Origin of the sequence: Candidatus Acidulodesulfobacterium acidiphilum (assembly GCA_008534395.1) — a bacterium.
Classification (GTDB): Bacteria; SZUA-79; SZUA-79; order Acidulodesulfobacterales; family Acidulodesulfobacteraceae; genus Acidulodesulfobacterium_A; species Acidulodesulfobacterium_A acidiphilum.
Genome location: SHMQ01000037.1, coordinates 1 through 25,200, shown reverse-complemented (window position 1 = coordinate 25,200; position 25,200 = coordinate 1). Strand labels below are relative to the sequence as shown.

Below are 25,200 nucleotides of genomic sequence, written 5' to 3'. Positions count from 1 at the left end.
GGCAGGATATCAATATCCTACGGCTATAAAACGATAGGCGTTTACGATGAAACAGGAAAACATATTAACCCCCTGCCCCTTAAACATAAAATAAAACGGCAACAAAGCAAGGCTCAAGGGTTGGCAACAATAAGCGTCTAACTTGCGTAAACGGCTGAAGCCGCCCTTGAACCTTGCGGCTTGCCGTTTATAATATTAGAAAGGGGCAAAGGGGGTGATGAAGGTTGATTGCGATTATTAATAAAACGTATTAAAAGCAAAATAATAATACAAAGATATTATGACAAATTAAAAGTTAAATTCAATAGACAAATTAAAAGTTGACAACATTTAATAGAATAAAACTTGACAAAATGTTAAAATATTGGTTAAATAATAATTAGCACTCTATATGTTTAAGTGCTAATCGGCGGCAAATAATTATAGATAATTTTTATTTTAGTTTAGTTGCCGAATTGTAGGGATTTATTGTAAATATATATGAAAACTGTAGAAGAAAAAACAGAAAAATTTAATTATAACGATTTAAACGAAAGGAGCAGAGAAATACTGCTCGGTATAATAGAAGGGTATTTCGGAACGGCAAACCCGGTAGGCTCTAAATTTATAGCCGAAAACAGCAAGCTTAATTTAAGTTCGGCTTCTATAAGAAACATTATGGCTTCGCTGGAAGAAGCAGGCTATATTTATCAGCCGCATTTTTCCGCCGGCAGAATTCCGACGGCTAAAGGATATAAGTTTTATGTCGACAGTTTGATGAAGACAGAAAAAATTTCGCTTAAAGAAAAAGAAGATGTTGAAATAAGATTAACTTCGGCAAAAAAAGATTTAAACGGAATATTAAATCAGGTTTCCATACTGCTTTCCGATTTGTCCCATTATGCAGGCGTAGTTCTGGCGCCGGATATGTCCGAAGCTAATCTTCTACATATAGAATTTATCAGGATAAAAGAAAAAAATATACTTGCTATTATAGTTTTTGCGAACGGCGTTACGGAAAATAAATCGTTTTATATAACTAAAGATATAAAACAAAACGAACTAACGCGCTATTCTAATAAATTAAACGAAATAATCGAAAAGAAAAATTGCAGTTTAGACGAGTTAAAAGAAATAATAATAGAAGAAATGTATAGCGATAAGGAAAATTTTTATTCTATTTTAAATATGGAAATTTTTTCTTCTATTGGAAACGTGTCGGATTATTGGGAATATGAGCATTACGATAACTGTCTTTTCGTGGGCCCGGAAGGAGATTTATTGGAAGAGCCCGAATTTTCCAATAACGAACAGATAAAATTTCTTATAAAGACAATTTCGGACAAAAAAAATATAATAAAACTTCTCGGGCATACTAAAAATTCCAAAACAAAACAGATATTCATAGGTTCGGAAGAAGAGTGGTCTGAAATATCAGGTCTTTCTCTTATAACGGCGCCTTATATGAGCGAAACAAATATGATTAGGGGGTCGATAGGAATAATAGGTCCTTTAAGAATGAATTATTCCCATGTTATTCCTATAATAGATTTTGTATCTGAATTTTTAGGTGGCATTATATAAAATAAAATATTATGTAAAATATTAAAAATAGACAAATTTAACTAACTTAAAATTATTGCGTGCGTTCAAATTAAATAAAGGAGATATATTTAATGCTTTTAGACGAAGAAAATATGGAATATGAAAGAATAAAGGGGGAAGCCGGCGATTCCGAAATAGAATCGGAATTAGGCAAAAAGATGGAAGCGGAACCTTATGGACAGGAGAATATAATTATAGAAACGGACGCCGATATCGACATGATTCCCGACCCTAAAAATCTCGTTGAAGCTGAAAAAACTTTAAAATATTTAAAAAATGCCCTTAAAAATTTAAAAAAAGAAAACGATGAAGCAAATGCAAACTATCTTAAGAGTTTAGCCGAAATGGAAAATTTTAGAAAAAGAAACAATAGGGAAAAAGAAGAGGCTCTAAAATATTCCAACGAAAAAATATTAAGGGATTTGCTGCCGGTTCTCGATTTTTTGGATCTGGCTATAAGCCACTCCGCGGCATATATAGAACAGGACGCTTCCGGAAATTTAAAATCTTTCGTGGAAGGGGTCAAATTGGCATACGAAGAATTTATTAAAATTTTAAAAAATTACGGAGCTGAAGTTATAGAAACCGTCGGAAAAAATTTTGACGCAAATTTTCACGATGCCGTGGAAATGGTAGAAAATTCAGGAAAACCCGATGGAGCTATAATTGAAGAAAAAAGAAAAGGATATATGTTTAAAGACAGGCTTTTGAGACCGGCTATGGTTTCTATAGCCAAATCTAAAAATTAAATTTTATAAATTTACATTTATATTTATTTATTGTTTAAATATAAGATATAATAAAAAATAGGAAATAGATAAAAAATTAAAATCATATAGATTTAAGGAGAATTTAACCATGGGAAAAGTTATAGGAATCGATTTGGGAACTACAAACTCTTGCGTTGCGGTTATGGAAGGCAAAGAACCTACCGTAATAGCAAATTCTGAAGGAGCAAGGACAACGCCTTCAGTTGTTTCATTTACCGACAGCGGAGAAAGATTGGTGGGGCAGGCGGCAAAAAGGCAGGCCGTTACTAATCCTGAAAATACCGTTTACGCAGTAAAAAGGCTTATCGGTAGGAAATATGATTCTCCGGAAGTTCAGGCGTTTAAAAAGGTATGTCCTTATAAAATAGTGTCGAGCGAAAACGGCGATGCTTGGGTTGAGATTAAAGGAAGGAAGTATTCTCCTGCGGAAATATCTTCTATTATTTTAACTAAGATGAAAAAAACTGCGGAAGATTATCTCGGAGAACCCGTAACCGAAGCGGTTATTACCGTTCCGGCATATTTTAACGATTCGCAAAGACAAGCTACTAAAGATGCGGGCAAAATAGCAGGGTTGGATGTTTTAAGGATTATAAACGAGCCTACGGCATCGTCCCTTTCTTACGGATTAGACAAAAAGAAAGAAGAAAAAATAGCCGTTTACGATTTAGGCGGAGGAACCTTCGATATATCGATACTGGAACTAGGAGAAGGAGTATTCGAAGTCAAATCTACTAACGGCGATACCTTTTTAGGAGGAGAAGATTTCGACCAGAAAGTAATAGACTATATAGCCGATGAATTCAAAAAAGACCAGGGCATAGATTTAAGAAAAGACAAAATGGCGCTTCAAAGATTAAAAGAAGCGGCTGAAAAAGCAAAAATCGAACTTTCGTCTTCTCTCGAAACGGATATAAATTTACCGTTTATTACTGCGGACGCAAGCGGGCCTAAACATCTTAATATGAAACTGTCCCGTGCAAAATTAGAACAGCTTACGGGTGAATTAATCGAAAGGTCTATGTCGCCTGTAAAAACTGCATTAAAGGATGCGGGTTTAAATACGTCTCAGGTTGACGAAGTAGTGCTTGTCGGCGGACAGACCAGAATGCCGAAAGTCCAACAGGCGGTTAAGGAATTTTTCGGTAAGGAACCCCATAAAGGAGTTAATCCCGACGAAGTCGTCGCAGTCGGAGCCGCGATTCAGGGCGCCGTTCTCAAGGGAGACGTTAAAGACGTTTTACTGCTTGACGTTACGCCTCTGTCTCTCGGTATAGAAACGCTCGGCGGAGTAAGCACAAAATTGATCGAAAAAAATACGACTATTCCGACTAGGAAAAGCCAGATATTTTCGACGGCGGCCGATAACCAGCCCGCAGTTACTATAAACGTTCTGCAGGGCGAAAGAGAAATGGCATCCGACAATAAGAGCTTGGGAAGGTTTGAATTGACCGGTATTCCGCCGGCTCCAAGAGGAGTTCCGCAGATAGAAGTTACGTTCGATATAGACGCAAACGGTATAGTGCATGTTTCAGCTAAAGACCTTGGAACGGGCAAGGAACAGTCTATAAAGATAACCGCTTCAAGCGGATTGTCAAAGGAAGAAATAGACAGGATGATTAAAGAAGCCGAACTTCATAAAGACGAAGATTCAAGAAAGAAAGAATTGATAGAAGTAAGGAATCACTTAGACGGATTGGTGTATTCCGTAGAAAAAACATTGAAAGATTCCGGCGATAAAATAGAATCTTCAGAAAAAATGGCGGCGGAAGAAAAAATAGCCGAGGCTAAGAAGGCTTTAGAGGGAGATAATATAGAATCTATAAAGAGCATAACGGAAGAATTAGAAAAGTTGTCGCATAGCATAGCAGAATCTATTTACAAGAAAACTGCGGCTGAAACCGGAACTGCCGGAACCGGTGCAGGCACCGGGGAAGAACAGCAATCTAAACCTGCCGACGACAACGTGGTAGAAGCAGAATACGAAGAAGTAAAAGACAAAAAGAATGAATAATTTAAACAAAATATAAAAATTAATGCAACCTCCTTTGCTTTATAAAATAAAGCAAAGGAGGTTTTTCCGAAAATACTTATAAATTTATTTCAATTAAATAAAATATGGCATATAAAAGAGATTATTACGAAATTTTAGAAATAGACAGAAACGCAAACGCAGATGAAATAAAAAAGGCTTACAGAAAGCTGGCTCAAAAATATCATCCCGATAAAAACCAGGGCGACGGAGATTCCGAAGAAAAGTTCAAAGAAATAAACGAGGCATACAGTATTTTATGCGACGAAGAGAAAAGAGCGGCATACGACAGATTCGGACATGAAGGCGTCGGCGCATTTGCTTCGGGCGGAGGGGGCGGTTTCGGTTTCGGAGATATATTCGGCGATTTTTTCGGCGATATTTTTTCGCAGTCAAATAAAAAAACAAGACGTAAGCGTGGGGAAGATCTAAGATACGGCGTAAAAATAAAATTTGAAGAATCATTATTAGGCGTATCTAAGCAGATAAAATACAACAGATATGAAACATGTTCTACATGCGGAGGAACGGGCGCCAAAAAAGGCACAAACAGAGTTACTTGTCCTGTGTGCCACGGCACCGGCGAAATAAGGCAGCAGCAGGGTTTCTTTTCTATTGCGAGGACATGTTATAAGTGCGGCGGGGAAGGCGAGATAATAGAAAATCCTTGTCCGGCATGTAAAGGCGAAGGCAGGGTAATAAAAGAGCGCAAACTCGATATCAAAATACCCGCGGGCATCGACGACGGAAACAGGCTTAAGGTGTCGGGAGAAGGCTCGTCGGGACTTTTTGGCGGTCCCAACGGAGACCTCTATGTCGATATCACGGTTGAACCTCACAGTTTATTTAAAAGGCAGGGCAGCGATATTTTTATTTCTATGCCTATAAGTTTTTCGCAGGCTGCGCTTGGAAGCGAAATAGAAGTTCCTACCGTTGACGGAAAATCTACTATAAAAATAACGCCCGGAACTCAAAGCGGAACACAATTTACCATTAAAGGAAAAGGGGCTCCGAAAATCAGCGGAGGACAGAGGGGGAATCAGTATATTAACATAGTAGTTGAAACGCCGACCAATCTTACTCATAAACAAAAAAAACTTTTCGAAGAACTTGCGGCAGAAAATAAAGAAGAAACGCATCCGCTTAAAAAATCTTTCTTAGACAAGATAAAATCTATAATATAAACATAATAATTAATTGATATAATTATTTATTTACGAACCGGATGTTTTTAATTTTTATCGTTTTGTCTAAATGCAAACCGTTTATTTCGGACGAGAAAAATTCATTTATTTTTGTTATAAATTCGTTCTTTATAAATCCAAGTTCAAATATTAATACCGGATTTTCGACGCTTACCGTTAAAACGTTTTTGTATAAAGATTTGGGTTTAGTTTTTTCGCTTATTTCCTTTCCGCATATCGATTCCCATTTCTCGTATAATAAAAGGGCGCAATAGTCGGACGAATTCAATTTGCTTTTTAATGCGGCAAGCAGGACTTCTTTTAAATTTAATTGTTGATTTAATTTCATTATTGTAATATTATTGCTTATAATACAAAAAAATTCAATAAATTAAAATTAAAATTAAAATTAAAGTCATATGGATATTAATTGTCCTTATTGCGGAACGCATTACGAATTAAACGAAGCGCTTATTCCCGACGGCGATATCAAGGTAAAATGCAGGGTTTGCTCTAACGTTTTTACGCTTAATAAAAAAACGGGAGTCGTTAAAGATAATACCGCCGTGTTTTCAAGCAGCGCAGACGAAAAAACCAATAAAACATTTATAGATGCTAATAGCGTTGAAAGTGTATCGAGTAATGCCGCGCCCGAAAAAGACGACGCCCAAACTAATAATAATAATCTTTCCGATATACCGGAAGACTTTATGAAGTCTATTGTATCGGAGATAAACAGCGCAGTAGCGGAAGAGTCCGCTAAACCCGACATCGTTAAAGACGTCAGCGGCGGTAAAAAAAAGTCAAGCGAAAAAAAAGGCGCTTCCCCGTTCCAGATTTCAATGGTAATACTATTGGGGATTGTGTTTTTATTTTTTGTATTTTCATTATTAGTTCATTACGGCGTTATTAGCGCAGGTTTTCTTCCTCCGGCGGTATCCGAAATATTATCGTCCTTTTAACTATTAGATAGAATATTTTATTCCGACCTTTATATATTTCTTATAAAATCTCAGTTTTTATTTTTTTTAAAAAAAATTAACATTTTATTAACGATATTAACGGTTTTTTCCTTAACTTCATTTTCAAAAAATATATTAATTTTATAAATATAAAAATAAATTTTATTTTTATATAAATACAATTTATAATTTTCTCTTTTTACCGCGCCGAATCTTTGCTTATATTCTTCACCGCCTTTTAAAAAATCAAGTTCTTTATATTTTTTATTTATAGATTCTTTTATATCGTTATAAATTAGAACTATGCCCGGATGATAGCCTGAATATGCGGTATCGAATCCGGGCAAATATATCTGTTTTTTGTCCGCATAATCAAAACAGACTGCCGAAGCGATAATATTGCCGTCATTAATTTTAAGAGTCGATAGCGTAATTCTGTTTTTATTAAATAATGAAATAAATAATTCTTTAAAAAAACTTTTTATGTCGTCATTATAAAAAACGCCCCTTTTACCTTTACCTTGCCATCTTTTCTGGTGAAGTTCAAAAAAAATATTTAAATACTTTTCAAATAAAGATTTGTATGTATTTACAGACGAACAGGCAGAATATTTTATATTAACGTCGTCGGCTTTTTCGACTCTTTTTAAAATGTTATATCGCTGTTTAGAATTAAATCGCTTCATATATTCTTCTATATTATCGGGAAGGTTAAAATAATAGCAATTGCCGCTTTCCTTGAAATTTAAACTTATTTTTTTTATTTTTTGTAAATATTCGGATATAAGATTTAAAGTTTTTTTTGAAACTTGCTTGAGATATATTATATCGGCAATTTTATTGGATTTGTTTTTTAATAAGACGGTATTGAATATTTCAACATAAATTTTTTCTTTGTCGCAGTTTTTTCTTATTATAATATCTAAATAATCCGAATAATCGTAACTTATAAACATAAGCGATTTTAAAAACAAAAAAAATCTTCTTATAAAAAAAGGCGCTATAGCTTCAAGCTTTCCATTTTCTTTATCGTTATAAACGGCGATTATAAAGATATTATCGTTTTTTCGCAAAAAATGTTTCAGCCATATATAGTTCCAATCAAAAGATTGGAATACATTAGAACCGGAACTTTCCTCGAATAAATCGTTCCATTCGGATTCTATAGATTCGAGTTCATTTATGTTTTGTATTATTTTTATCATTCTAAATTTGCGGAGTTATAAAAAAAATTTATAAAATTCATAAAATTTCGCTATCCAATTATAGCATATTGAAAGTTTAATAACATATTGAAAAAAATGAAATAAGAAATATGCAAAATATAAAATTTGATATTGAAAGTCAAAAAATATATAATATAAACGATATTTCCGACATAAAATAAAAATAAATATAGCATTTTTATTTATCAAATTTATTAATTATTTAATTTTTAAAAATGTCTCCAAGCATAGCTATCGGTATATTTGGGCTGATTATAATCATCGGCTTCATAGGCGAAATACTTTTTGAATACACTAAAATTCCTTCCATTCTTTTTTTAATGACTGCGGGACTTTTACTAGGGCCTATTTACCATATATTTAATCAAAGCGTTTTTCTTTCGTTTGCGCCTTATTTAAGCACCTTAGTCTTAGTTTTAATAATGTTTCAGGGCGGTATCGAGCTTGATTTTTTAACGGTTTTTAAATCGTCGTATCTTTCCATGATATTGATAATAATAGGACTTTTGCTTTCTATTATATTTGTAGGAGGAGCGTTTTACGTAACGGACGGCGGGGATTTAATGCAGTCTTTAATGCTTGGGGTTATAGTCTCATGTTCAAGCTCGACGGTTATAATGCCTTTATTGCCGAATATCGATGCGACCGAAAAAAGCAAGACGGTAATAGCTATAGAATCCACGTTCAACGACGCTTTTGCAATAATTATTTTAATAGTTTTAATAGAAATAGCAAAAAATTCATCTGCAAGTTTCAGCATTGGAGGAATTGCCCTGCAGACGCTTTATTCATTTGCCGTATCTGCATTAGTCGCAGTATTAGCTGGAATAATATGGTATTCGCTTTTAAAATTTTTAACCAATACGAAGTTTGCATATTCCGTTACTTTTGCCGCAATGCTTGTGATAGTTCTTATTATGCACTATATCCATGGAAACGGAGCCATAGCCATACTTGTTTTCGGGATAATGATGGGTAATGAAGAACTTTTAACCAAGCTAAAGTTAAATTTTTTTAAAATGAGCATAAAAAATTCCGTCATAAAAAAATTTAACCATGAATTTTCTTTTTTAATTCGTACGGTTTTTTTCGTGTTTCTTGGAGTTGTGGTAGAATTGACTGACGTCGGAGTAGAATTTTTTATAAGGCTTTTTGTAATAATCCTGCTTATAATAATTTCGAGATATATAGCCGTATCGGTTATTTTTAAACTGTCGAATTTAAAAAAAAATCCCGTTCCGGCTTCAGACAGGACTTCCGTTTCTACTGATAATGTTGAAGACGTTAAAAAAGAAAAATTTTTTATGTTGTCCATGATAGGCAGGGCGCTTGCTACGGCTATTATGGCATATATGCCTTTAAACGCTGGTATTCACGGAACGTCTAAATTTCCGGAATATGCGTTTACGGTAATTATAGCGACGAATGTTCTTTTAACTTTCGGCGTTTGGTATGGTTCGCACAAATATAAAAAGAAAAAACCTGAAGCTGAAATCATAACGGAAGTTAGTTCTTAATACTTCGGCGGAAATTTAAAATTTTATAAATTTCCAATTATAAAGAAAAAGTTGTATAATAATATGTCAAAACTATAAAGTGAAATAATATTTAATTAATATGAATTATTGGAGGTAAAATAATGGATTATGCGATAATCGATACGGAGTATCAAAAATTACAATCAGAGGCAAACAGCGTCGGCGATAAAATACAAAACTTGGCGGCTAAGTTACAAAAATTACAGTCTTCCGGAAATCAGGATGCCCGCGAATGGCTTTTAGACCTTAAAGATATAGCTCTTTCCGTTCAGAGCGAGCAAAATCAAATGTTTTCTTTTTTGCAGACTTTACATCAAAATATTCCACAGGTTAGCGACCAGTGTTTTACCCAGCCGGTTCAAAATCAAGGTTACTCTAATCAGCAGCAACAGTATCAGCAACAGCAACAACAGCAACCGCAACAAAAAAAAGGATTTTTCAGTTCGCTTCTCGGCAGTGGCTTTGGGCAGGCTATAGAAATGGGCGCAGGATTTGGAATAGGAGATGATTTAATTAACAGTATTTTTTAAAGTCGTTGGCTTAATATAGAGCGCATAGTGTTGCAACGCATGTTTCCAAAATTATTTAAATTTATAATTATATAAAAATAACAGCTCTTTATCGGTCAGGCATCTTTTTAAAATAGAAGATTCTTTTTTTACAACGGACAGCATACTTGAGGCATCTTTGCCTGTTATTTTAATTCCAAGTTTATTCAGATTATATTTTATTGCGGCGGAACCGCCGTGTTTTCCCGTAAGCAGCTTTCTTTTTGAGTCTACCAACTCAGGAGGATATGCTTCATAATTAAGCGGATTTTTTAATATTCCGTCGGTATGTATTCCGGCTTCGTGGTAAAAAATATTTCTGCCGAATATCGGTTTATATACGGGAATTTTTCTCTTTGTAATTTTTGCTATAAATTTTGCCAGTTTTTTTGCTTTTATAAAATCAAATTTAATTTTTCGGTTTTCTATAAAATTAAGATAAGCTATGACTTCTTCAAGCGCGCAGTTTCCGGCTCTTTCGCCAATACCGGAAATACTTCCCGATACTGAATCTGCTCCGGCTTTTAATGCCGCTATTGAATTTGCGGCAGCCATTCCAAAGTCGTTATGCGTATGAATTTCAAGTATTATATTTTTAAATTTTCCGCCGTTTTTGATTTTTAATATATCTTTGTATATATTAAGAGGATTTAATATGCCTACCGTATCCGAATAACGGAATTTATATGCTCCTTCGTTTTCGGCAATTTTCATAATCTCGACTATCGTTTTTAAGTCCGCCCTGGAAGAATCTTCTCCTCCTACCGAATATTTTACCCCTTCTTTGCTTAATATTTTTAATATATTTATAAGGTTATTTTTTACGTATTCAAAATTTTTCTTAAGTTTATATTCTAAATGGATTTTCGATATCGGAACCGATACATGTATAAATTTTAGCCCTATATCTAAAGACGAATAAATATCTTCGGTAATTGCCCTGTTCCATCCGATTATTTTTGCATTGAGCCCAGATTCGTTTATTTTTTTTACCGCGTTTTTTTCATCTCCTCCCATAATCGGTATTCCCGCTTCTATTTCATTAACACCCGTTTCGTCAAGCATTTTAGCTATAAGCAGTTTTTCGTCCGCAGAAAAAACAATACCTGCAGTTTGTTCTCCATCCCTGAGAGTCGTATCGTTTATAATTATATTCTCTAATATATTATTCATACATTTTGCAAATGCATAATTTATGCCATAATTTTAGTCGTCTTTTTAAAGGGTATTTTAAAGGGGACAGATTTATTTATTTTTTGCAAATAATAAATCTTATGAATCTTACCGTTTCTATTATATGCATATCCGCAAAAGCAAACAGGAGTAAAAGAATAAATAAATATGCCCCTTGATTTTAATTAAACCGTTTTCTGTTTTTATCTGCTTTTTATTTAATCAATCGTGTTCATATATTAAGCAAATTTATTTCACAAATTATTTTTATTTCTTTTTAAATTTATGAAAAAGTTTATAAATTCGTAAATTATAAGTAGTTTTTGATTGAAAAGAAACTTTGGCATGAATATTGCAATAAATTAAATCAAGAAACAAATCATAAAATAAACATAAAGAAATTTAAGAAATGGAATTAAAACACTATTGGAGGATTAGTTATTAAACGTAATAAATATTAAATTTATATCTATTTTAAATAAAGCGCAAATGAGCGCATGCGGCAATGACGCCGCAATTAAAGAGACTTAAACCACTTAAAGCATTCGTTAAGTTTTTGTCTCCTTAGTTGCGGCGTTTTTGTTTTTAAAAAAACAATTTATTTTTATTTGGAGGTAGAAGAAATGAGACAGGTTGCAATTTACGGAAAAGGCGGTATCGGAAAGTCCACCACGACGCAGAATACTTTAGCGGCTCTTGCGGAAAGAGGAAATAAAATAATGCTTGTAGGATGCGATCCAAAAGCCGATTCCACGAGGCTGCTTCTAGGCGGAAAAAGTCAGGAAAGCGTCTTAAACGCCGTTAGGGATGTCGGGCAGGAGAACGTTACGGAAGAAGACGTGTTTAAAATAGGATTTGGAGGAGTAAGATGCGTAGAATCCGGCGGACCGGAGCCCGGCGTCGGATGTGCAGGCAGGGGAATTATTACGTCCATTACCACTCTTGAACAGCTTGGTTCGTACGAAAGAGATCTCGATTATGTATTTTACGACGTTTTGGGCGATGTAGTATGCGGCGGCTTTGCGATGCCTATAAGGGAAGCCTACGCAAAAGAAATATACGTCGTCTGTTCCGGAGAGCTTATGGCGCTTTATGCGGCAAACAATATATGCAAAGGCGTCCTTAAGTATGCTAATACAGGCGGAGTGCGTATAGGCGGGCTGATATGCAACTCAAGAAACGTGGACAACGAAAAGGATATGGTTGAAGCGTTTGCAAAAAAAATCGGAACGCAGATGATACAGTTTATTCCAAGAGACAACGTCGTACAAAGGGCGGAAATAAAAAAGAAGACCGTTATAGAACACGATAAAGATTGCGCGCAAGCCGACGTTTATAGAACGCTTGCAAAAAATATAGAAGAAAACGATATGTTTGTTATACCGAAACCTATGAGCATGCAGGAACTTGAAGACCATATGATGGAGTACGGTTTTATGGAGGAATACGAAAGGACTACCGACGGAAAAAACGCAGCCGTATAATTTTAAGGAAACTAATATATGAATAACTATCAAAATAACGATAATAGTATTAAAAATAATTTTACGACGGAAATTTCCAAACACCCTTGTTTCAATAAGGAAGCGTCGAAAAGTTATGGCAGAGTTCATTTACCGGTTGCTAAATCGTGCAATATTTCATGCAACTACTGTCACAGAGACTACGACTGCCAGAATGAATCCAGGCCGGGGGTAACGTCAAGTCTGCTTTTGCCGGAAGAAGCGGTAAGCAGGATATATGAGGTAAAAAGGTTTTTCGGCGATATAAGCGTAGCCGCAGTTGCGGGTCCCGGCGACAGCTTAACCGAGCCTTTGAATACTTTGAAGACGTTCGGGCTTGTCAAAAAAGAGTTTCCGGATATTATTCTATGCATGAGTACTAACGGTCTAAATTTAAGCGACAATTTAGAAGAACTGCTTGATATGGGCGTAAGATTTATTACGGTAACGCTAAATGCCATAGACGTTTCCGTTGCCAGCAAGATTTACAGATACGTCGATTATAAGAATATTATTTATACGGATAAAGATGCTGCTGAAATATTGCTTGAAAAACAGATAAAAGGTATAGAAAGCGCAATTAAAATGGGGTTTACGATAAAAATTAATTCCGTTCTTATACCAGGTATAAACGATTTTCACATAAAAGATATTTCAGAAAAAGCAAAAAAACTTGGAGTATATCTTTTTAACGTTATGCCTATGATTCCTGCAAAAAAGTCTTATTTTGAAAAAATAGGAGTAAAAGGCGCAGATAAAAAAGACGTTACGGATATAACCAAAGACATTGAAGGTATAAATATAATGGAGCATTGCAGGCAGTGCCGCTCCGATGCTGCCGGACTTTTAAGCGAAGATTTGAGCGGCAAGCTAATTTCTGAGAAAGGAGGTTTAAAATGCGAATGCAAGAAGATGCAGTTTTAGGGTGCAAACTTTCGAAAAGTTTAAGTTTTTCTCAGGATGAAGAGCTTTATATAGCCACCAGCGATACTAAAATCAAAATGATAGAGGATTATGCACCGTTTGTCGATAAAATTTTAAACGATATCTCCTATAATCCTAGAAATATTTTAGATTTAGGATGCGGACCGGGTTATATAGCGAGAAGATTAAGCGAAGTTTTGCCTAGTGCCATGGTTATTGGCGTCGATAAATCTCATGTTATGATAAATCATGCAAATAACGCTGTTAATAAATCGTTAAAGAATAGTTATATTTTTCGTGCGGAATTTGAAACGGATGGCGGGCCGATTGGAATGTTTGAAAAAGAGCCGGATTATTTGCATTATTATGAACCAAGACTTAAATATATGATTGCCGACAGTGCAAACCTGCCATTCTGTAATTTAAAATTTGATTTGATTTTATTGAAAGGAACTTATAAATGTTTAGAAAATAAGATCGATTCCCTTAAAGAGATGTATAGGGTTTTAAGTCACGGCGGGGAAATTTTTATATATGAGTTCAGAAAAGATATTCCTGAAGACGAATTTGCCGAGCTGACTAAATATATGAAACCCCAAAAAGTAAAATCGCTCAGACGTAAATTGAACTGCTCGTTAGACTTAGAAGAATATAGAAATCATTTGTCAGAAGCCGGATTGGATAAATTTGCGTTAATAGAACACGACGGACTCGATTTAAAAATAACTATAAAAAAACTAAATTTATAAAGATAAGGTATATATATAAAAGTATAAAATGGGAGGAAAGAAAATATGAGTATTATGGACGGTTTCTCCGGCGAAATAGATAATTACGTAAATGCTCCGCGTCGCTCCGGGGCAAAATGGGTTCCGCATTTTCTAATAGAATTCGACCATGCGAACTGTATATCGTGCGGAAGGTGTATAAAAGTTTGTCCGGGCGGAGTTTACGTATTTGAAGACGACGGGGATAAAATGATAGTAAAGATAGATAATTTAGATAATTGCATAGGCGATACCTGCTGCGAAAAAGTTTGTCCCAAGAACAAGACGATGCATCTGCATAAGTTTTCGCCGCTCGGTAAAAATTAATATTAAAGAACAATATTTGTATCTAAATATAAATTTACTAAATATAAAAAATAAGGAGTTTAAAATGGCGGTTAATTTTAAGGAGCAAGAAAGTATAGTAGAAGATATTCTTAGCGTTTATTCCGAAAGGGCAAAGAAAAACAGAAAAGAACATATCGGCATTAACGATAAAGAAACATGCGGAACCTGCGTCGCAAAATCAAACGTAAAATCCCTCCCCGGCGTTATGACTCCCAGAGGCTGCGCTTATGCAGGCTCAAAGGGTGTCGTATGGGGGCCGGTTAAAGACGTTATCAATATAAGCCACGGTCCGATAGGATGCGGCCATTACAGCTGGGGAACCAGAAGAAACTTAGCGGAAGGCGAACCGGCGGTCGAAAATTTCGTTCCTTTTCAATTTACTACCGATTTTAAGGAAAGAGATATTGTTTTCGGCGGCGACAAAAAATTAGAACAGGCGATTAAGGAGTTGCACGAGCTTTTTCCCACGGCAAAAGGAATAATCATAGAATCCGAATGTCCTATTGGATTAATAGGCGACGACATTGAATCCGTCGCAAAAAGAATGGGGGAGGAGATAGGTATTCCAGTGATTCCGGTAAGGTGCGAAGGATTTAGGGGTGTCAGTCAGTCTCTCGGACATCATATAGCCAACGATTCTATAAGGGATTTTGTGGTAGGAAAAGGAGAAATCGACGACAGCAAAAAGACGCCTTACGATGTTGCAGTATTAGGGGATTACAATATAGGAGGCGATGTCTGGTCGTCAATGAAAATATTTAAAGAAATGGGTTTAAACGTTGTTGCGCACTGGTCAGGAGACGGTTCGATAGAAGAAATGAAGATAACTCACGGGGTAAATTATAATCTTCTGCATTGTTATAGATCGATGAACTATATAGCGACTCATTTTGAAGAAAAATACGGTATTCCGTGGATAGAATATAATTTTTTCGGTCCGACGAAAATAAAAGAAAGCATAAGAAAAATAGCTAAATTATTCGACGAAAATATACAAGAAAAGTCTGAAGAGGTTATTAAGGCTTATGAACCAAAAATGCAGGCGGTTATAGATAAATATCGTCCCAGATTAGAAGGAAAAAAGGTAATGCTTTTAGTCGGCGGTTTGAGGCCGCGCCATATAGTCGGAGCTTATGAAGATTTAGGAATGAAAGTAGTTTCTACCGCATACGAATTTGCCCACAACGACGATTATGAAAGAACTACGAAAGAAGTCGAAAACGGAACGATAGTCGCAGACGACATGAACGAGTATGAATTTGTGGAACTTGCAAACAAGCTTAAGCCCGATTTAGTCGCTTCAGGCATAAAAGAAAAATATGTTTTTCAAAAAATGGGCATACCGTTCAGGCAGATGCACTCGTGGGATTATTCGGGGCCGTACCACGGTTACGACGGATTTGAAATTTTTGCTCGGGATATGGATCTTGCTATAAACAGTCCGTCTTGGAAATTAGTTAAGCCGCTCTGGAAAAAATAAAAGGAATAATATTTTATTAAGTTAAGTAATTAAAATTATAAAAATAATACCGGAGGTTTTATTATGGAAAAAGAAGAAGTAAAAAAGATAAAAGGCTGGATGAATACCGAGGAATATAAAGAGAAAAATTTCAACAGGAAAGCTATAGTAATAAATCCGGAAAGAGCATGCCAACCGCTTGGCGCCGTACTGTGCGCCGCAGGCTTCGAAGATACAATGCCTTTCGTTCACGGTTCACACGGTTGCGTCGCATATTACAGAAATAATTTATCGCGCCATTTCAGGGAGCCTTTTGCGGCGGTCTGCACGTCTTTAACCGAAGACGGCGCCGTTTTCGGCGGGCAGGCAAACGGATTTGAAGGCTTTAAAAATGCAACGGCTCTGTATAAGCCGAAAATGTTTGCGATATCTACGACTTGCATGTCTGAAATTATAGGAGACGACCTTGGTTCTATCGTCGGCAATGCAAGAGAAAAAGGTATTTTAACCGATGATATAGCGGCGCCGTATGCAAATACTCCGAGTTTTGTAGGTTCGCATCTCGAAGGTTACGACAGTATGCTTAATGCGATAATCGAAACTCTCGGCAAAAAAACGGATGCCGCTAAAACCGATATAATCAATATAATTCCTGGTTTTGAAACTACGATTGGCAATATAAACGAAGTCAAAAGAATTTTAAAAATTTTCGGAATTAATTTTCTTGTTCTTGCCGATTATTCAAACACGTTAGACAGTCCTTTAAACGGCGAGTATAAAATGTATCCGGACGGCGCGACTAAACTTGAAGACGTTAAAAATTGCCTGAATAATAAGGCTACCGTCGTTCTGCAAAAATATTCGACAAAAAAGACCTCTGCAACGCTGTCGGAGAAACTAGGACAGGATGTAAGGATAGTTAAAAGCCCGATAGGAATTAAAGCCACCGATGAATTTTTAATGACGCTTTCAGAAATATCGGATAAAGAAGTTCCTAAGGAATTAGAAGATGAAAGAGGAAAAGCCATAGATTCTATGACCGATGCCCAGCAATATATTCATGGGAAAAAGTTTGCTATATTCGGCGACCCCGATATGCTTGTAGGGCTTACCGGCTATCTCTTGGAAATGGGCGGAATACCGAAATACGTATTATGTTCAAACGGCAACGAAGATTTTAAGAAAGAGATTGAAGATTTATTTTCTGCTTATTCGGAAAGCGAGGGCGAAGTTTATATAGATAAAGATTTATGGCATTTAAGGTCATTAGTAATGACTTCGCCGGTAGATATGTTTATAGGGCCTTCGCACGGAAAGTTCGCTGCAAGGGATGCCAAAGTTCCACACATAAGAATCGGTTATCCGATATTTGACAGAGTTAATATACACAGATATCCGATTTATGGCTACAGCGGAGTAATTAATTTAACGACATGGATAGTTAATAAATTTATGGATATCTTGGACGATACGTGCGATGATGCGCATTTTGAACTTATGAGATAATTTGAGATGCGAAGAAATCTGTCATAGTAATATATTATAGTATTTGTGAAAATAACGTAAAAATAAAAATAAAGGAAGTGAGATAAAATGGGCTTAGCCGTAAAAGAAGAATTTTTTGACGAGCCGGCATGCGAACATAACGGAGTCGCAAAAGAGAAAAAAGCGTGCAAAACTGCGGCGCCAGGGTCATCTACGGGAGGATGCGCGCTTGACGGGGCATATATAGTTTTAAGTCCTATAAAAGACGCTTTAAATATAGTGCATGCGCCCATCAACTGTTTAGGAAACAGCTATAACCAGAGAACGTCTAAAGCGGAAAAGGGAAAGAATTACTATATGTACGGTTTAACGACCGCTATTAATGAAAATGACCTTATTTTCGGCTCTGAAGAAAAATTAAGGCAGGGCACAATTTATGCTTACGACAAATATAAACCTAAAGGAATATTCGTTTATAATACGTGCGTTCCTGCGCTTACCGGCGAAGATATCGAAGGAGTTTCTAAAGAACTTTCCGTCAAACTTAAAATTCCTGTCGTTCCGGTATTATCGCAGGGATTTTCCGGCAATAAAAATTTAGGAAATAAAATTGCCGGCGATGCTCTTTTTACCAATATTATAGGGAAAAAAGAGCCGAAAATAGATTTGATGGGAGAATTTAATATCAATTTAATAGGCGAATATAACATAAAAGGCGAACTGTTTTTAATTAAAAAAGCTTTGAAATCGATAGGAATAAACGTTCTTTCTACTATTACCGGCGATTCGACGATAGAGGAAATAATGTATTCGCATAAAGCGGAACTTAACGTAGTAATCTGCTCTAAAGCATTAGTTTATCTTGCGAGAAAAATGAAAGAAAAATTTGGAATTCCTTACATTGAAGAATCATTTTTCGGCATGACGTCAACCAATAAGGCGATTAAGGATATAGTAAATGCAATAGGCAATATGGAACTGATAAAAAAGACGAAAGATTATATTAAAATCATGACGAAAAAAACCGAAGAAAAAACTTATGAGTATAAAAAATTTTTGACCGGCAAAAAAGTTCTTTTATATACCGGCGGAGTCAAGAGCTGGTCTATGATTTCGGCGCTTAACGACTTAGGCTTAAAGGTTATAGCTACTGGCATTAAAAAAAGTACAGACGAAGATAAATTAAGAATAATTAAGGAATTCGATAAAAACGGTAATATAATTATGCTCGATAACGGCAATCCCGTAAATCTTATAAAAATAGCAAGGGAAAATAATGCCGACATCATACTTGCTGGAGGCAGAAATCAATATACGGCAATAAAATCGCTCATTCCGTTTTTAGACGTAAATCAGGAAAGATTGCAGCCGTATGTGTCTTATGAAGGTATTGAATGCATGGCAAAACTAATTTATTCGGAAATTAAAAGTCCGCTTTTTAAATTGCTGAAAGAATCTATTGGATGAGCAATAAAATAATTAGATGAATAATCGACTTCAGGTTCCTTTTATTGCGACTTTATATGACTTTGTACAAAAATTTAAGGCAAGGTAATATAAGGGGTAAAATTATGGTAAATAATATGGCGAATAGACTTAAAAATATAGAAATTAATCCTTTAAAAACAAGTTCGTCGCTCGGCGCTGCCGTATTTTTTCTAGGATTAAAAAATGCCGTCGTCCTGATGCACGGAGCCGTTGGCTGTGCAAGTTTCGACAAGGTCACGCTAACGAAGCACTTCAGGGAAAATATACCGATAGTTACGAGTGCTTTAAACGAAACAGGCGCAATACTCGGAGGCAAAGATTTTCTAATATCGGGAATTAACAATGTTTACGAAAAAATGAAGCCGGATTTTATAGGCGTAACTTCGTCGGGTCTTACGGAAACGCAAGGCGAAGATATCGCAAGGATTATTAAAGAATTTAAAGATTTTAAAAACGCGCAAAATATCCCTTTTTCTAACGTAATTTATGCAAGTACTCCGGATTATAAAGACGGATTTGAAGAGGGCTATCTATCGGCAATGCTCTCACTGCTGACGGAGGCGAGAGATAAAAACAAAGAATACTGTTCTTATAAAAAATCAAAAAGTATTAACGTGTTTTGTCCGCCTTCGTTTACGCCGCAGGATTTTTTAGAACTTCGTGAAACTTTAGAAGATTTTAATTTAAAACCTATTATGATACCTGATTTAGGCATGTCGTTAGACGGACATTTAGATGAAAGAGGTTATCTGCAAACTACGACCGGCGGTTTAGACGCAAAAGATTTAACTAATATCTTTAGCGGCGAATTTAATTTAATAATAGGTTTGAGCCTTAAAGACGCTCTTAAGAATATTGAAGACTTAACCGGTTTAAAGACATATTATTTTTCTAATTTATGCGGACTGAAAAACAGCGATAATTTTTTTAAGTTTATTTCTAAAGCTAGCGGAAAAGAAATTCCCGAAAAATATAAAAGGCAGAGAAGACGTATGATGGATGCTTATTTGGATGCGCATTTTTATTTTTCCGGAAAAGAAATAGCTTTAGCCCTCGGTATAGACCTTTTAGATTCTTTTTCCGCTATTTATTCGGAAATCGGAGCAAATTTAAAACTTGGAATAACGACAAAAGCCGTAAACGATATTAAGTACAGATTTTTAGATTTGTCGGAAGGCGATTTGGATTTACTCGATAATTGCGGAAACTTAGATATGATAGTTTCAAATTCAAACGCAAAATTTTATGCCGAAAATTTAGACATACCTTTGCTTAAAGCAGGGTTCCCGATAATAGACGAAATAGGACATAATTATAAGCATTATATATTGTATGACGGCGCTATAAATCTTGTTATCGAAAGCGCAAATTTACTTTTTACCGAGTAAAAAAACGATAATTAACAAATAATAACTAATAAGATTAAACGTAAGAATAATTTAAATTTAATAAAAATCGTGGGGAGGGAGGTTAAAATGAAAGTAGGTTTTGCGACAAATGATAATATTTTAATCAATGACCATTTTGGATGGGCTAAAAATTTTGCAATTTATGAAATAAATATGGACGGATTTAAATTTTTGGAAAACAGATATTTTGAAGATGAGGCAGAAGAACTTAATAAAATTGATAGAAAGATAGAAAAATTGATGGACGTAAAAATTATTTTCATAGAAAGCATAGGCGGGACGGCAGCTGCGAGAGTAGTAAAATCCGGCATATATCCGGTAGTTAAAAAGGGAATAGGAGCAAAGCCCGCACCTTTAAAGATTGACGACGTTATGGAAGAACTTCGGGACGTTTTGTCTAAGAATCCGCCCCCATGGTTAAAAAAAATTATTTTAAAAGAAAAAGAAATCGGGCAAGTTGCATAAAAATTAAAATTACGGATTTGGTACAATGGCATAAAAATTGCAACTTAATAAAGCATGGAAGATGAAAAAGATTTAAATTTAAATATAAAAGTTTTAGTAGTGGACGATTTAAAAGAAAGGAGAGAAGAACTTAAGCTTATTTTAAATTCGGTCACGACGGATATATACGAAGCCGATAACGGTGCGGCGGCAGTATTGGCGGCAGAAGAGCATAAACCCGATATTATATTCATGGACATAAAGATGCCGTCAATGGACGGAATTACCGCTTGCAAAAAGATTATGGAGAAAACGCCGGTTCCTATTATTTTTTTAACCGCGGGCGCAGTCGGTTTAGAAGATTATGATTATTACGTCGAATCTTTAAGAGGGTCGGGAGCATTCTCTTACATAACAAAGCCGGCGAAAAAAAGCGAAATTTTAGCCCAGACCATAATTGCTATAGAAAATTTTAAAAAATTTCAGGATATCAAAAAAGAAAACGAAAATTTAAAACAGTATATAGAAGGCAGGAAATTAATAGGTAAAGCAAAAAATATACTTATGAATAAAGAAGATATTTCGGAAAAAGAAGCGCATAGCAGATTGCAGAAGTTAAGCATGAACAGCGGCCGTCCTATAGAAGAAATAGCAAGGGCGATTATTTTAACGGACGGCAATAAAATACAAAATAACTTTTAACTTAATAAAATAAATTCAAATTTTTATTTGAAAAGGAGATTTTTATGGAAATGGTAAGAGCTATAATAAGACCGGAAAAAGAAAAAGACGTTCTTAAGGCGCTTGAAGAAAACGGGTTTGTTTCCGTAACCAAGATGCATGTTTTTGGTAGGGGAAAACAAAAAGGAATTAAAGTAGGCGAAGTGGTTTACGACGAACTGCCGAAATTAGAGCTAATGATAGTCGTTAATAAAGGCGAGGCAAACAAGGTTTGCGATATTATTCAGGAAAATGCTGTAACCGGACACATAGGCGACGGAAAAATTTTTGTAATACCGGTATCGAATGCTTACACCGTAAGGACCGGAGCCGAAGGTTTGTAAAAATATTATCTTACATAGTTATAGGCGCGAATGTATTAAACAGTTTATTTATTGTTTATTTGTTGAATTATTTATCTTAATTATTTAATTTAATTAATGAGGTTTTTATGGAATCTAAATTTCAGGAAAACGTAGTAGAAATTATAGCTATAATAAGGCGGCACAAGGTTCAGGAAACAAAAGAGGCTTTAAGCAATGAAGGTTTCGACCAGATAACTTTTTATTCTATACACGGAAGAGGCAAACAGAAAGGCAGGGGAGGACTTGCCAACGAATTAGACCCCGGTTTAAATCTAATAAATAATAAAGAAAACATACCGGATAACGATTACGGTTTCCTTCCGAAAAGGATGTTGTCCTTATCTATCAAAGAAGCAGATAAGGACAGAGCCGTAAAAACTATAATACAGGTAAATAAAACCGGACATTACGGCGACGGGAAAATATTCGTTCTTCCTGTGAGTCTTGTCGAAAGAATAAGAACGGCGGAAGAAGGACTTTACGCGATAAGTTGAGTATGAACGGCATAATGAGGCAACATGTTATTTTTGAATATTTTCTAACCCATACAACAATGCATATGCACGGACATATCAATACTATCAACACATATCAAGGCAGGACGATGAATGCTAATTCAAATATCGAAATTACCGGTAAAAGAATCGGCGCATGCAGCGTAAAATAAATAAAAAACTTATTGACAAAATAACGGCGGCAGATAATGAGATAATACTGATGCAATACAGGATACAGGATTCTAACTCTGTCGGCGTGGAAGACGTAGAGTCCTCGCGCAAGCTTGGTTGAGGCGATGGCAACATATTCGATGCGGTTACCTCCGGAGTTAGAATGATTATGGCCGACATCCTTATCAATACTTTTAATTAAAAAATGTGTTCCAGAAGGCGGATATATTGGATTAACTGAAGAAATGGTCGAAAATCATTTATCCGTCTTTTGCGAATAAGAAGGAACACAAGAAGAAATGTTTTTAAGACTATCCAAGAAAAAAATCAAAAACTATAATCTTATAATTATGATAGATAGACCTTCAGAAATAAATTCCTGCTTTTATTGTGTGCAAAAAGACCATGATTTGCTGTAATTCTCCAGTTTATTTGCCTGTTTATTGAATATACGCAAAAAAAACAGTATAATAATAATTAATAAATAAATGCTATATATAATATTATAATTATTAAGGTGAATAAATATGCAGAATACGGAATTTGAAGCTGAGGTAAAAAACGGCGTAATCCGTTTGCCTAGGAAATATTATAATGCAAAAAAAGCAAAAGTCATAATATTGGATAATGAAACCGGCAATAATAAAGATTTTATTTTTAAAACGGTTAATAACCCTGCGCATTTAACCGGATGCATTTCTTTATTGTCAAGAGAAGAAGCAAATGAAAGATAAAATTTTTCTTGATTCAAACATATTTCTTTATGGTTTTTCCGACATTGACCCGCAAAAACATGAAATTGCAAAAAATATTCTGTTATTGGATGATTTTGCCCGTCAGCACTCAGGTAATCAACGAAGTTAGCAATAATATGCTTAAAAAACTGGGATTTGATGAACCCAGTGTAATCGAATTTATCGACAGTTGCTATAAAAGATATTTGATTATTAGTTTTTCTAAAGATATATTGCTTAAGGCATCTTTAATCAGGACTAAATACCGTTATTCATACTGGGATAGTACAATAATAGCATCCGCATTGAAAAACAAATGTGATATTTTGTATTCAGAAGATTTAAATTCAGGACAAGAGATAGAAGAACAATTGAAAATTGTCAATCCGTTCAAATAAATAAACTTTATTTCTAATGTTTTTTAATCTTAAACTTTAATAATTCCATCATTAATATAAAAAACAGCGGTTAATTATGAAGCATAACTGGAATGCCGAAGATTACGCAAAGAATTCTCAATGCCAGTTGCAATTAGGCGAAGAACTTATCGAAAAACTTTCTTTAACCGGCAGTGAATCCTTACTCGATATAGGCTGCGGAGACGGAAAAATAAGCGCAAAATTATCTAAGATACTAAAAAAAGGAGAAGTAGTCGGCATAGATGCATCCGAAAATATGATAAATTTAGCGTCGAAAGAATTTTCAAACGATAAATTCCAAAATCTGACATTTTATCGAATGGATGCAGAAGAGATTAACTTCTCTAAAAAATTTGATATTGCTTTTTCTAATGCTTGTCTTCACTGGATAAAAGACCATAGCTACGTTCTTAGAAAAGTTCATGCCTGCCTTAAGCCGAAAGGCAGAATTTTATTTCAAATGGGCGGACGCGGCAATGTGGATGAAGTTTTGAATACCGTTAAATTAGTCCTTAACAAACCGGATTGGAGTAAGTATTTCAATAATTTCGTTACGCCGTATTATTTTTACGATATAAAAGACTACGAGATATGGCTTTCGGAAAATAATTTTAAGCCTCTACGATTGGAATTGACTAAAAAGAATATTAAACATGCCGGAGAAGAAAGTTTTAAAGGCTGGTTAAGGACTACATGGTTTCCATTTACGGACTGCTTGCCTGAAACATTAAGGGAAACTTTTCTTGACGAAGTATCGGAATCTTATAAAATGGACCATCCAACAGATAAATCAGGCAATATTAATGTAAAAATGGTTCGTTTGGAGGTTGAAGCGTATGTCTTATAAATCTAAATTATGATAAATCGTCGCAATTTTTATAAATGTCCGGCGTTTCGGACGTAATTTCGCCGCTCGGAAGTTCGTAGTAAAGTTTGCCGTTTCTACTATAGACGTTGGGAATTCCCATTTTAAGATTTTCTTTCTGCGCATTTCTTACGGCATTATGTCCCACCCTTATTATCTCGTCCCTTAATCTGGTAAATTCATCATTGCTCATATAGAACCCTCAAACTGTTTATATAAAAATTCATTTAATACCGTTAAATAATTTTCTTTGAAAATTAAAGGCAGCAGATTTATTTAATATCTTTAATCATTTTTTCAATCGTTTTTGACAGACGGGGTATTTCTATATAGCATACCTGAAACACGGCCTCGGCATCTATGTCAAAATACTGATGGCTAATAATATTTCTCATGCCTATCGCTTTTTTCCATTCAATATCAGGATATTTTTTAAAAAGTTCTCCTTCCGTAATTTTGTCAAGCTTCTTGAGGGATTCGCCTATTGCTATAAGCGGCATGCAGATAGAATCTAATTTTTCCATTCCTGCCGGCGAATCGGTAAAATCTGAAACATCCTTGACCGGTTCAAACCGTAATAAAATTG

Annotated in this window: 27 protein-coding genes; 22 read left to right on the top strand and 5 right to left on the bottom strand. The window is 35.2% G+C overall.

All coding sequences use genetic code 11. The features are described from left to right. Nucleotides 1–480: 480 nt before the first annotated feature. The 4 genes from hrcA to dnaJ all read left to right on the top strand — a co-directional run bounded on the left by hrcA (nucleotide 481) and on the right by dnaJ (nucleotide 5,570). On the top strand, nucleotides 481–1,563 hold the full coding sequence (gene hrcA, locus EVJ48_09020) for a heat-inducible transcription repressor HrcA (GenBank protein RZV37442.1): 1,083 nt from the start codon (nucleotides 481–483) through the stop codon (nucleotides 1,561–1,563). A 92-nt stretch (nucleotides 1,564–1,655) separates the two neighbouring features. Next, nucleotides 1,656–2,333, top strand: a complete 678-nt coding sequence (locus EVJ48_09015; GenBank protein ID RZV37441.1) for a nucleotide exchange factor GrpE — start codon at nucleotides 1,656–1,658, stop codon at nucleotides 2,331–2,333. 109 nt (nucleotides 2,334–2,442) lie between these two features. Beyond that, nucleotides 2,443–4,368: a molecular chaperone DnaK gene (gene dnaK, locus EVJ48_09010; GenBank protein RZV37440.1), complete on the top strand. Its 1,926-nt coding sequence runs from the start codon at nucleotides 2,443–2,445 to the stop codon at nucleotides 4,366–4,368. Nucleotides 4,369–4,472: 104 nt separating this feature from the next. After that, nucleotides 4,473–5,570 carry a molecular chaperone DnaJ gene (gene dnaJ, locus EVJ48_09005; protein ID RZV37439.1) on the top strand — a complete coding sequence of 366 codons (1,098 nt, stop codon included), beginning with the start codon at nucleotides 4,473–4,475 and terminating at the stop codon, nucleotides 5,568–5,570. A gap of 22 nt (nucleotides 5,571–5,592) precedes the next feature. On the opposite strand, the gene EVJ48_09000 is transcribed toward dnaJ, so the two are convergent. Beyond that, nucleotides 5,593–5,919 (bottom strand): DUF721 domain-containing protein, encoded by a 327-nt coding sequence (locus tag EVJ48_09000; protein ID RZV37438.1) that lies wholly within the window; start codon nucleotides 5,917–5,919, stop codon nucleotides 5,593–5,595. A gap of 70 nt (nucleotides 5,920–5,989) precedes the next feature. Between EVJ48_09000 and EVJ48_08995 the strand changes: the two genes are divergently transcribed. Continuing rightward, nucleotides 5,990–6,532, top strand: coding sequence for a hypothetical protein (locus EVJ48_08995; protein RZV37437.1), 543 nt, complete (start codon nucleotides 5,990–5,992; stop codon nucleotides 6,530–6,532). A gap of 50 nt (nucleotides 6,533–6,582) precedes the next feature. Here the strand turns inward: EVJ48_08995 and EVJ48_08990 are convergent, their stop codons facing one another. Continuing rightward, on the bottom strand, nucleotides 6,583–7,737 hold the full coding sequence (locus EVJ48_08990) for a GNAT family N-acetyltransferase (protein ID RZV37436.1): 1,155 nt from the start codon (nucleotides 7,735–7,737) through the stop codon (nucleotides 6,583–6,585). Between the two features lie 236 nt (nucleotides 7,738–7,973). Here EVJ48_08990 and EVJ48_08985 point away from each other — a divergent pair, with 236 nt between their 5' ends. Both EVJ48_08985 and EVJ48_08980 read left to right on the top strand, forming a co-directional pair. Next, nucleotides 7,974–9,275, top strand: coding sequence for a hypothetical protein (locus tag EVJ48_08985; GenBank protein RZV37435.1), 1,302 nt, complete (start codon nucleotides 7,974–7,976; stop codon nucleotides 9,273–9,275). Between the two features lie 122 nt (nucleotides 9,276–9,397). Continuing rightward, entirely contained in the window at nucleotides 9,398–9,826 is a 429-nt protein-coding gene (locus EVJ48_08980; protein ID RZV37434.1) for a hypothetical protein, read from the top strand. Nucleotides 9,827–9,877: 51 nt separating this feature from the next. Here the strand turns inward: EVJ48_08980 and aksA are convergent, their stop codons facing one another. Beyond that, nucleotides 9,878–11,017, bottom strand: coding sequence for a homoaconitate hydratase (gene aksA / locus EVJ48_08975; protein RZV37433.1), 1,140 nt, complete (start codon nucleotides 11,015–11,017; stop codon nucleotides 9,878–9,880). 623 nt (nucleotides 11,018–11,640) lie between these two features. On the opposite strand from aksA, the gene nifH reads away from it, so the two are divergent. The 15 genes from nifH (at nucleotide 11,641) to EVJ48_08900 (ending at nucleotide 24,596) form a co-directional block, all read left to right on the top strand. After that, nucleotides 11,641–12,501, top strand: coding sequence for a nitrogenase iron protein (gene nifH, locus EVJ48_08970; protein RZV37432.1), 861 nt, complete (start codon nucleotides 11,641–11,643; stop codon nucleotides 12,499–12,501). Between the two features lie 18 nt (nucleotides 12,502–12,519). After that, entirely contained in the window at nucleotides 12,520–13,443 is a 924-nt protein-coding gene (locus EVJ48_08965; GenBank protein ID RZV37431.1) for a radical SAM protein, read from the top strand. Continuing rightward, nucleotides 13,416–14,192, top strand: a complete 777-nt coding sequence (locus EVJ48_08960; GenBank protein ID RZV37430.1) for a class I SAM-dependent methyltransferase — start codon at nucleotides 13,416–13,418, stop codon at nucleotides 14,190–14,192. The genes EVJ48_08965 and EVJ48_08960 overlap by 28 nt, the downstream gene beginning before the upstream one ends. A gap of 54 nt (nucleotides 14,193–14,246) precedes the next feature. Further along, nucleotides 14,247–14,537 carry a 4Fe-4S dicluster domain-containing protein gene (locus EVJ48_08955; protein RZV37443.1) on the top strand — a complete coding sequence of 97 codons (291 nt, stop codon included), beginning with the start codon at nucleotides 14,247–14,249 and terminating at the stop codon, nucleotides 14,535–14,537. 64 nt (nucleotides 14,538–14,601) lie between these two features. Continuing rightward, entirely contained in the window at nucleotides 14,602–16,038 is a 1,437-nt protein-coding gene (nifD, locus tag EVJ48_08950; protein RZV37429.1) for a nitrogenase molybdenum-iron protein alpha chain, read from the top strand. Between the two features lie 63 nt (nucleotides 16,039–16,101). After that, entirely contained in the window at nucleotides 16,102–17,523 is a 1,422-nt protein-coding gene (gene nifK, locus EVJ48_08945) for a nitrogenase molybdenum-iron protein subunit beta (GenBank protein ID RZV37428.1), read from the top strand. A gap of 87 nt (nucleotides 17,524–17,610) precedes the next feature. Continuing rightward, nucleotides 17,611–18,969 carry a nitrogenase iron-molybdenum cofactor biosynthesis protein NifE gene (locus EVJ48_08940; GenBank protein ID RZV37427.1) on the top strand — a complete coding sequence of 453 codons (1,359 nt, stop codon included), beginning with the start codon at nucleotides 17,611–17,613 and terminating at the stop codon, nucleotides 18,967–18,969. Between the two features lie 56 nt (nucleotides 18,970–19,025). Beyond that, a complete protein-coding gene (nifN, locus tag EVJ48_08935) occupies nucleotides 19,026–20,378 on the top strand; it encodes a nitrogenase iron-molybdenum cofactor biosynthesis protein NifN (protein RZV37426.1) in 1,353 nt (450 codons plus the stop codon). An 87-nt stretch (nucleotides 20,379–20,465) separates the two neighbouring features. After that, nucleotides 20,466–20,864 (top strand): nitrogen fixation protein NifX, encoded by a 399-nt coding sequence (gene nifX / locus EVJ48_08930; protein ID RZV37425.1) that lies wholly within the window; start codon nucleotides 20,466–20,468, stop codon nucleotides 20,862–20,864. Between the two features lie 54 nt (nucleotides 20,865–20,918). Beyond that, nucleotides 20,919–21,545 carry a response regulator gene (locus EVJ48_08925; protein RZV37424.1) on the top strand — a complete coding sequence of 209 codons (627 nt, stop codon included), beginning with the start codon at nucleotides 20,919–20,921 and terminating at the stop codon, nucleotides 21,543–21,545. 44 nt (nucleotides 21,546–21,589) lie between these two features. Continuing rightward, entirely contained in the window at nucleotides 21,590–21,907 is a 318-nt protein-coding gene (locus EVJ48_08920; GenBank protein RZV37423.1) for a P-II family nitrogen regulator, read from the top strand. 107 nt (nucleotides 21,908–22,014) lie between these two features. Next, nucleotides 22,015–22,422, top strand: coding sequence for a P-II family nitrogen regulator (locus EVJ48_08915; protein ID RZV37422.1), 408 nt, complete (start codon nucleotides 22,015–22,017; stop codon nucleotides 22,420–22,422). 701 nt (nucleotides 22,423–23,123) lie between these two features. Continuing rightward, the gene (locus tag EVJ48_08910) at nucleotides 23,124–23,330 is read left to right on the top strand and encodes a hypothetical protein (protein RZV37421.1); all 207 of its coding nucleotides are present in this window, start codon (nucleotides 23,124–23,126) and stop codon (nucleotides 23,328–23,330) included. 29 nt (nucleotides 23,331–23,359) lie between these two features. Beyond that, the gene (locus EVJ48_08905) at nucleotides 23,360–23,728 is read left to right on the top strand and encodes a PIN domain-containing protein (GenBank protein ID RZV37420.1); all 369 of its coding nucleotides are present in this window, start codon (nucleotides 23,360–23,362) and stop codon (nucleotides 23,726–23,728) included. A gap of 76 nt (nucleotides 23,729–23,804) precedes the next feature. Then, nucleotides 23,805–24,596, top strand: coding sequence for a class I SAM-dependent methyltransferase (locus tag EVJ48_08900; protein ID RZV37419.1), 792 nt, complete (start codon nucleotides 23,805–23,807; stop codon nucleotides 24,594–24,596). Nucleotides 24,597–24,603: 7 nt separating this feature from the next. Here EVJ48_08900 and EVJ48_08895 read toward each other — a convergent pair whose 3' ends face one another. Together EVJ48_08895 and EVJ48_08890 are read right to left on the bottom strand one after the other, a co-directional pair. Beyond that, on the bottom strand, nucleotides 24,604–24,807 hold the full coding sequence (locus tag EVJ48_08895; protein RZV37418.1) for a hypothetical protein: 204 nt from the start codon (nucleotides 24,805–24,807) through the stop codon (nucleotides 24,604–24,606). A 79-nt stretch (nucleotides 24,808–24,886) separates the two neighbouring features. Then, a partial coding sequence (locus tag EVJ48_08890; GenBank protein ID RZV37417.1) for a DUF86 domain-containing protein occupies nucleotides 24,887–25,200 on the bottom strand: 314 nt, incomplete at its 5' end.

Bases quoted from the DNA above. Each gene is read 5' to 3' on its own strand.
- EVJ48_09000 (RZV37438.1), bottom strand. From the start codon at position 5,919: ATGAAATTAAATCAACAATTAAATTTAAAAGAAGTCCTGCTTGCCGCA.
- EVJ48_08940 (RZV37427.1), top strand. From the start codon at position 17,611: ATGGGCTTAGCCGTAAAAGAAGAATTTTTTGACGAGCCGGCATGCGAA.
- EVJ48_08995 (RZV37437.1), top strand. From the start codon at position 5,990: ATGGATATTAATTGTCCTTATTGCGGAACGCATTACGAATTAAACGAA.
- nifN (RZV37426.1), top strand. From the start codon at position 19,026: ATGACTTTGTACAAAAATTTAAGGCAAGGTAATATAAGGGGTAAAATT.
- EVJ48_08910 (RZV37421.1), top strand. From the start codon at position 23,124: ATGCAGAATACGGAATTTGAAGCTGAGGTAAAAAACGGCGTAATCCGT.
- dnaJ (RZV37439.1), top strand. From the start codon at position 4,473: ATGGCATATAAAAGAGATTATTACGAAATTTTAGAAATAGACAGAAAC.
- EVJ48_08905 (RZV37420.1), top strand. From the start codon at position 23,360: ATGGTTTTTCCGACATTGACCCGCAAAAACATGAAATTGCAAAAAATA.
- EVJ48_08920 (RZV37423.1), top strand. From the start codon at position 21,590: ATGGAAATGGTAAGAGCTATAATAAGACCGGAAAAAGAAAAAGACGTT.
- EVJ48_08965 (RZV37431.1), top strand. From the start codon at position 12,520: ATGAATAACTATCAAAATAACGATAATAGTATTAAAAATAATTTTACG.
- nifH (RZV37432.1), top strand. From the start codon at position 11,641: ATGAGACAGGTTGCAATTTACGGAAAAGGCGGTATCGGAAAGTCCACC.
- EVJ48_08985 (RZV37435.1), top strand. From the start codon at position 7,974: ATGTCTCCAAGCATAGCTATCGGTATATTTGGGCTGATTATAATCATC.
- EVJ48_08915 (RZV37422.1), top strand. From the start codon at position 22,015: ATGGAATCTAAATTTCAGGAAAACGTAGTAGAAATTATAGCTATAATA.
- EVJ48_08980 (RZV37434.1), top strand. From the start codon at position 9,398: ATGGATTATGCGATAATCGATACGGAGTATCAAAAATTACAATCAGAG.
- dnaK (RZV37440.1), top strand. From the start codon at position 2,443: ATGGGAAAAGTTATAGGAATCGATTTGGGAACTACAAACTCTTGCGTT.
- EVJ48_08895 (RZV37418.1), bottom strand. From the start codon at position 24,807: ATGAGCAATGATGAATTTACCAGATTAAGGGACGAGATAATAAGGGTG.
- EVJ48_09015 (RZV37441.1), top strand. From the start codon at position 1,656: ATGCTTTTAGACGAAGAAAATATGGAATATGAAAGAATAAAGGGGGAA.
- aksA (RZV37433.1), bottom strand. From the start codon at position 11,017: ATGAATAATATATTAGAGAATATAATTATAAACGATACGACTCTCAGG.
- nifK (RZV37428.1), top strand. From the start codon at position 16,102: ATGGAAAAAGAAGAAGTAAAAAAGATAAAAGGCTGGATGAATACCGAG.
- nifD (RZV37429.1), top strand. From the start codon at position 14,602: ATGGCGGTTAATTTTAAGGAGCAAGAAAGTATAGTAGAAGATATTCTT.
- hrcA (RZV37442.1), top strand. From the start codon at position 481: ATGAAAACTGTAGAAGAAAAAACAGAAAAATTTAATTATAACGATTTA.
- EVJ48_08960 (RZV37430.1), top strand. From the start codon at position 13,416: ATGCGAATGCAAGAAGATGCAGTTTTAGGGTGCAAACTTTCGAAAAGT.
- EVJ48_08925 (RZV37424.1), top strand. From the start codon at position 20,919: ATGGAAGATGAAAAAGATTTAAATTTAAATATAAAAGTTTTAGTAGTG.
- nifX (RZV37425.1), top strand. From the start codon at position 20,466: ATGAAAGTAGGTTTTGCGACAAATGATAATATTTTAATCAATGACCAT.
- EVJ48_08900 (RZV37419.1), top strand. From the start codon at position 23,805: ATGAAGCATAACTGGAATGCCGAAGATTACGCAAAGAATTCTCAATGC.
- EVJ48_08955 (RZV37443.1), top strand. From the start codon at position 14,247: ATGGACGGTTTCTCCGGCGAAATAGATAATTACGTAAATGCTCCGCGT.
- EVJ48_08990 (RZV37436.1), bottom strand. From the start codon at position 7,737: ATGATAAAAATAATACAAAACATAAATGAACTCGAATCTATAGAATCC.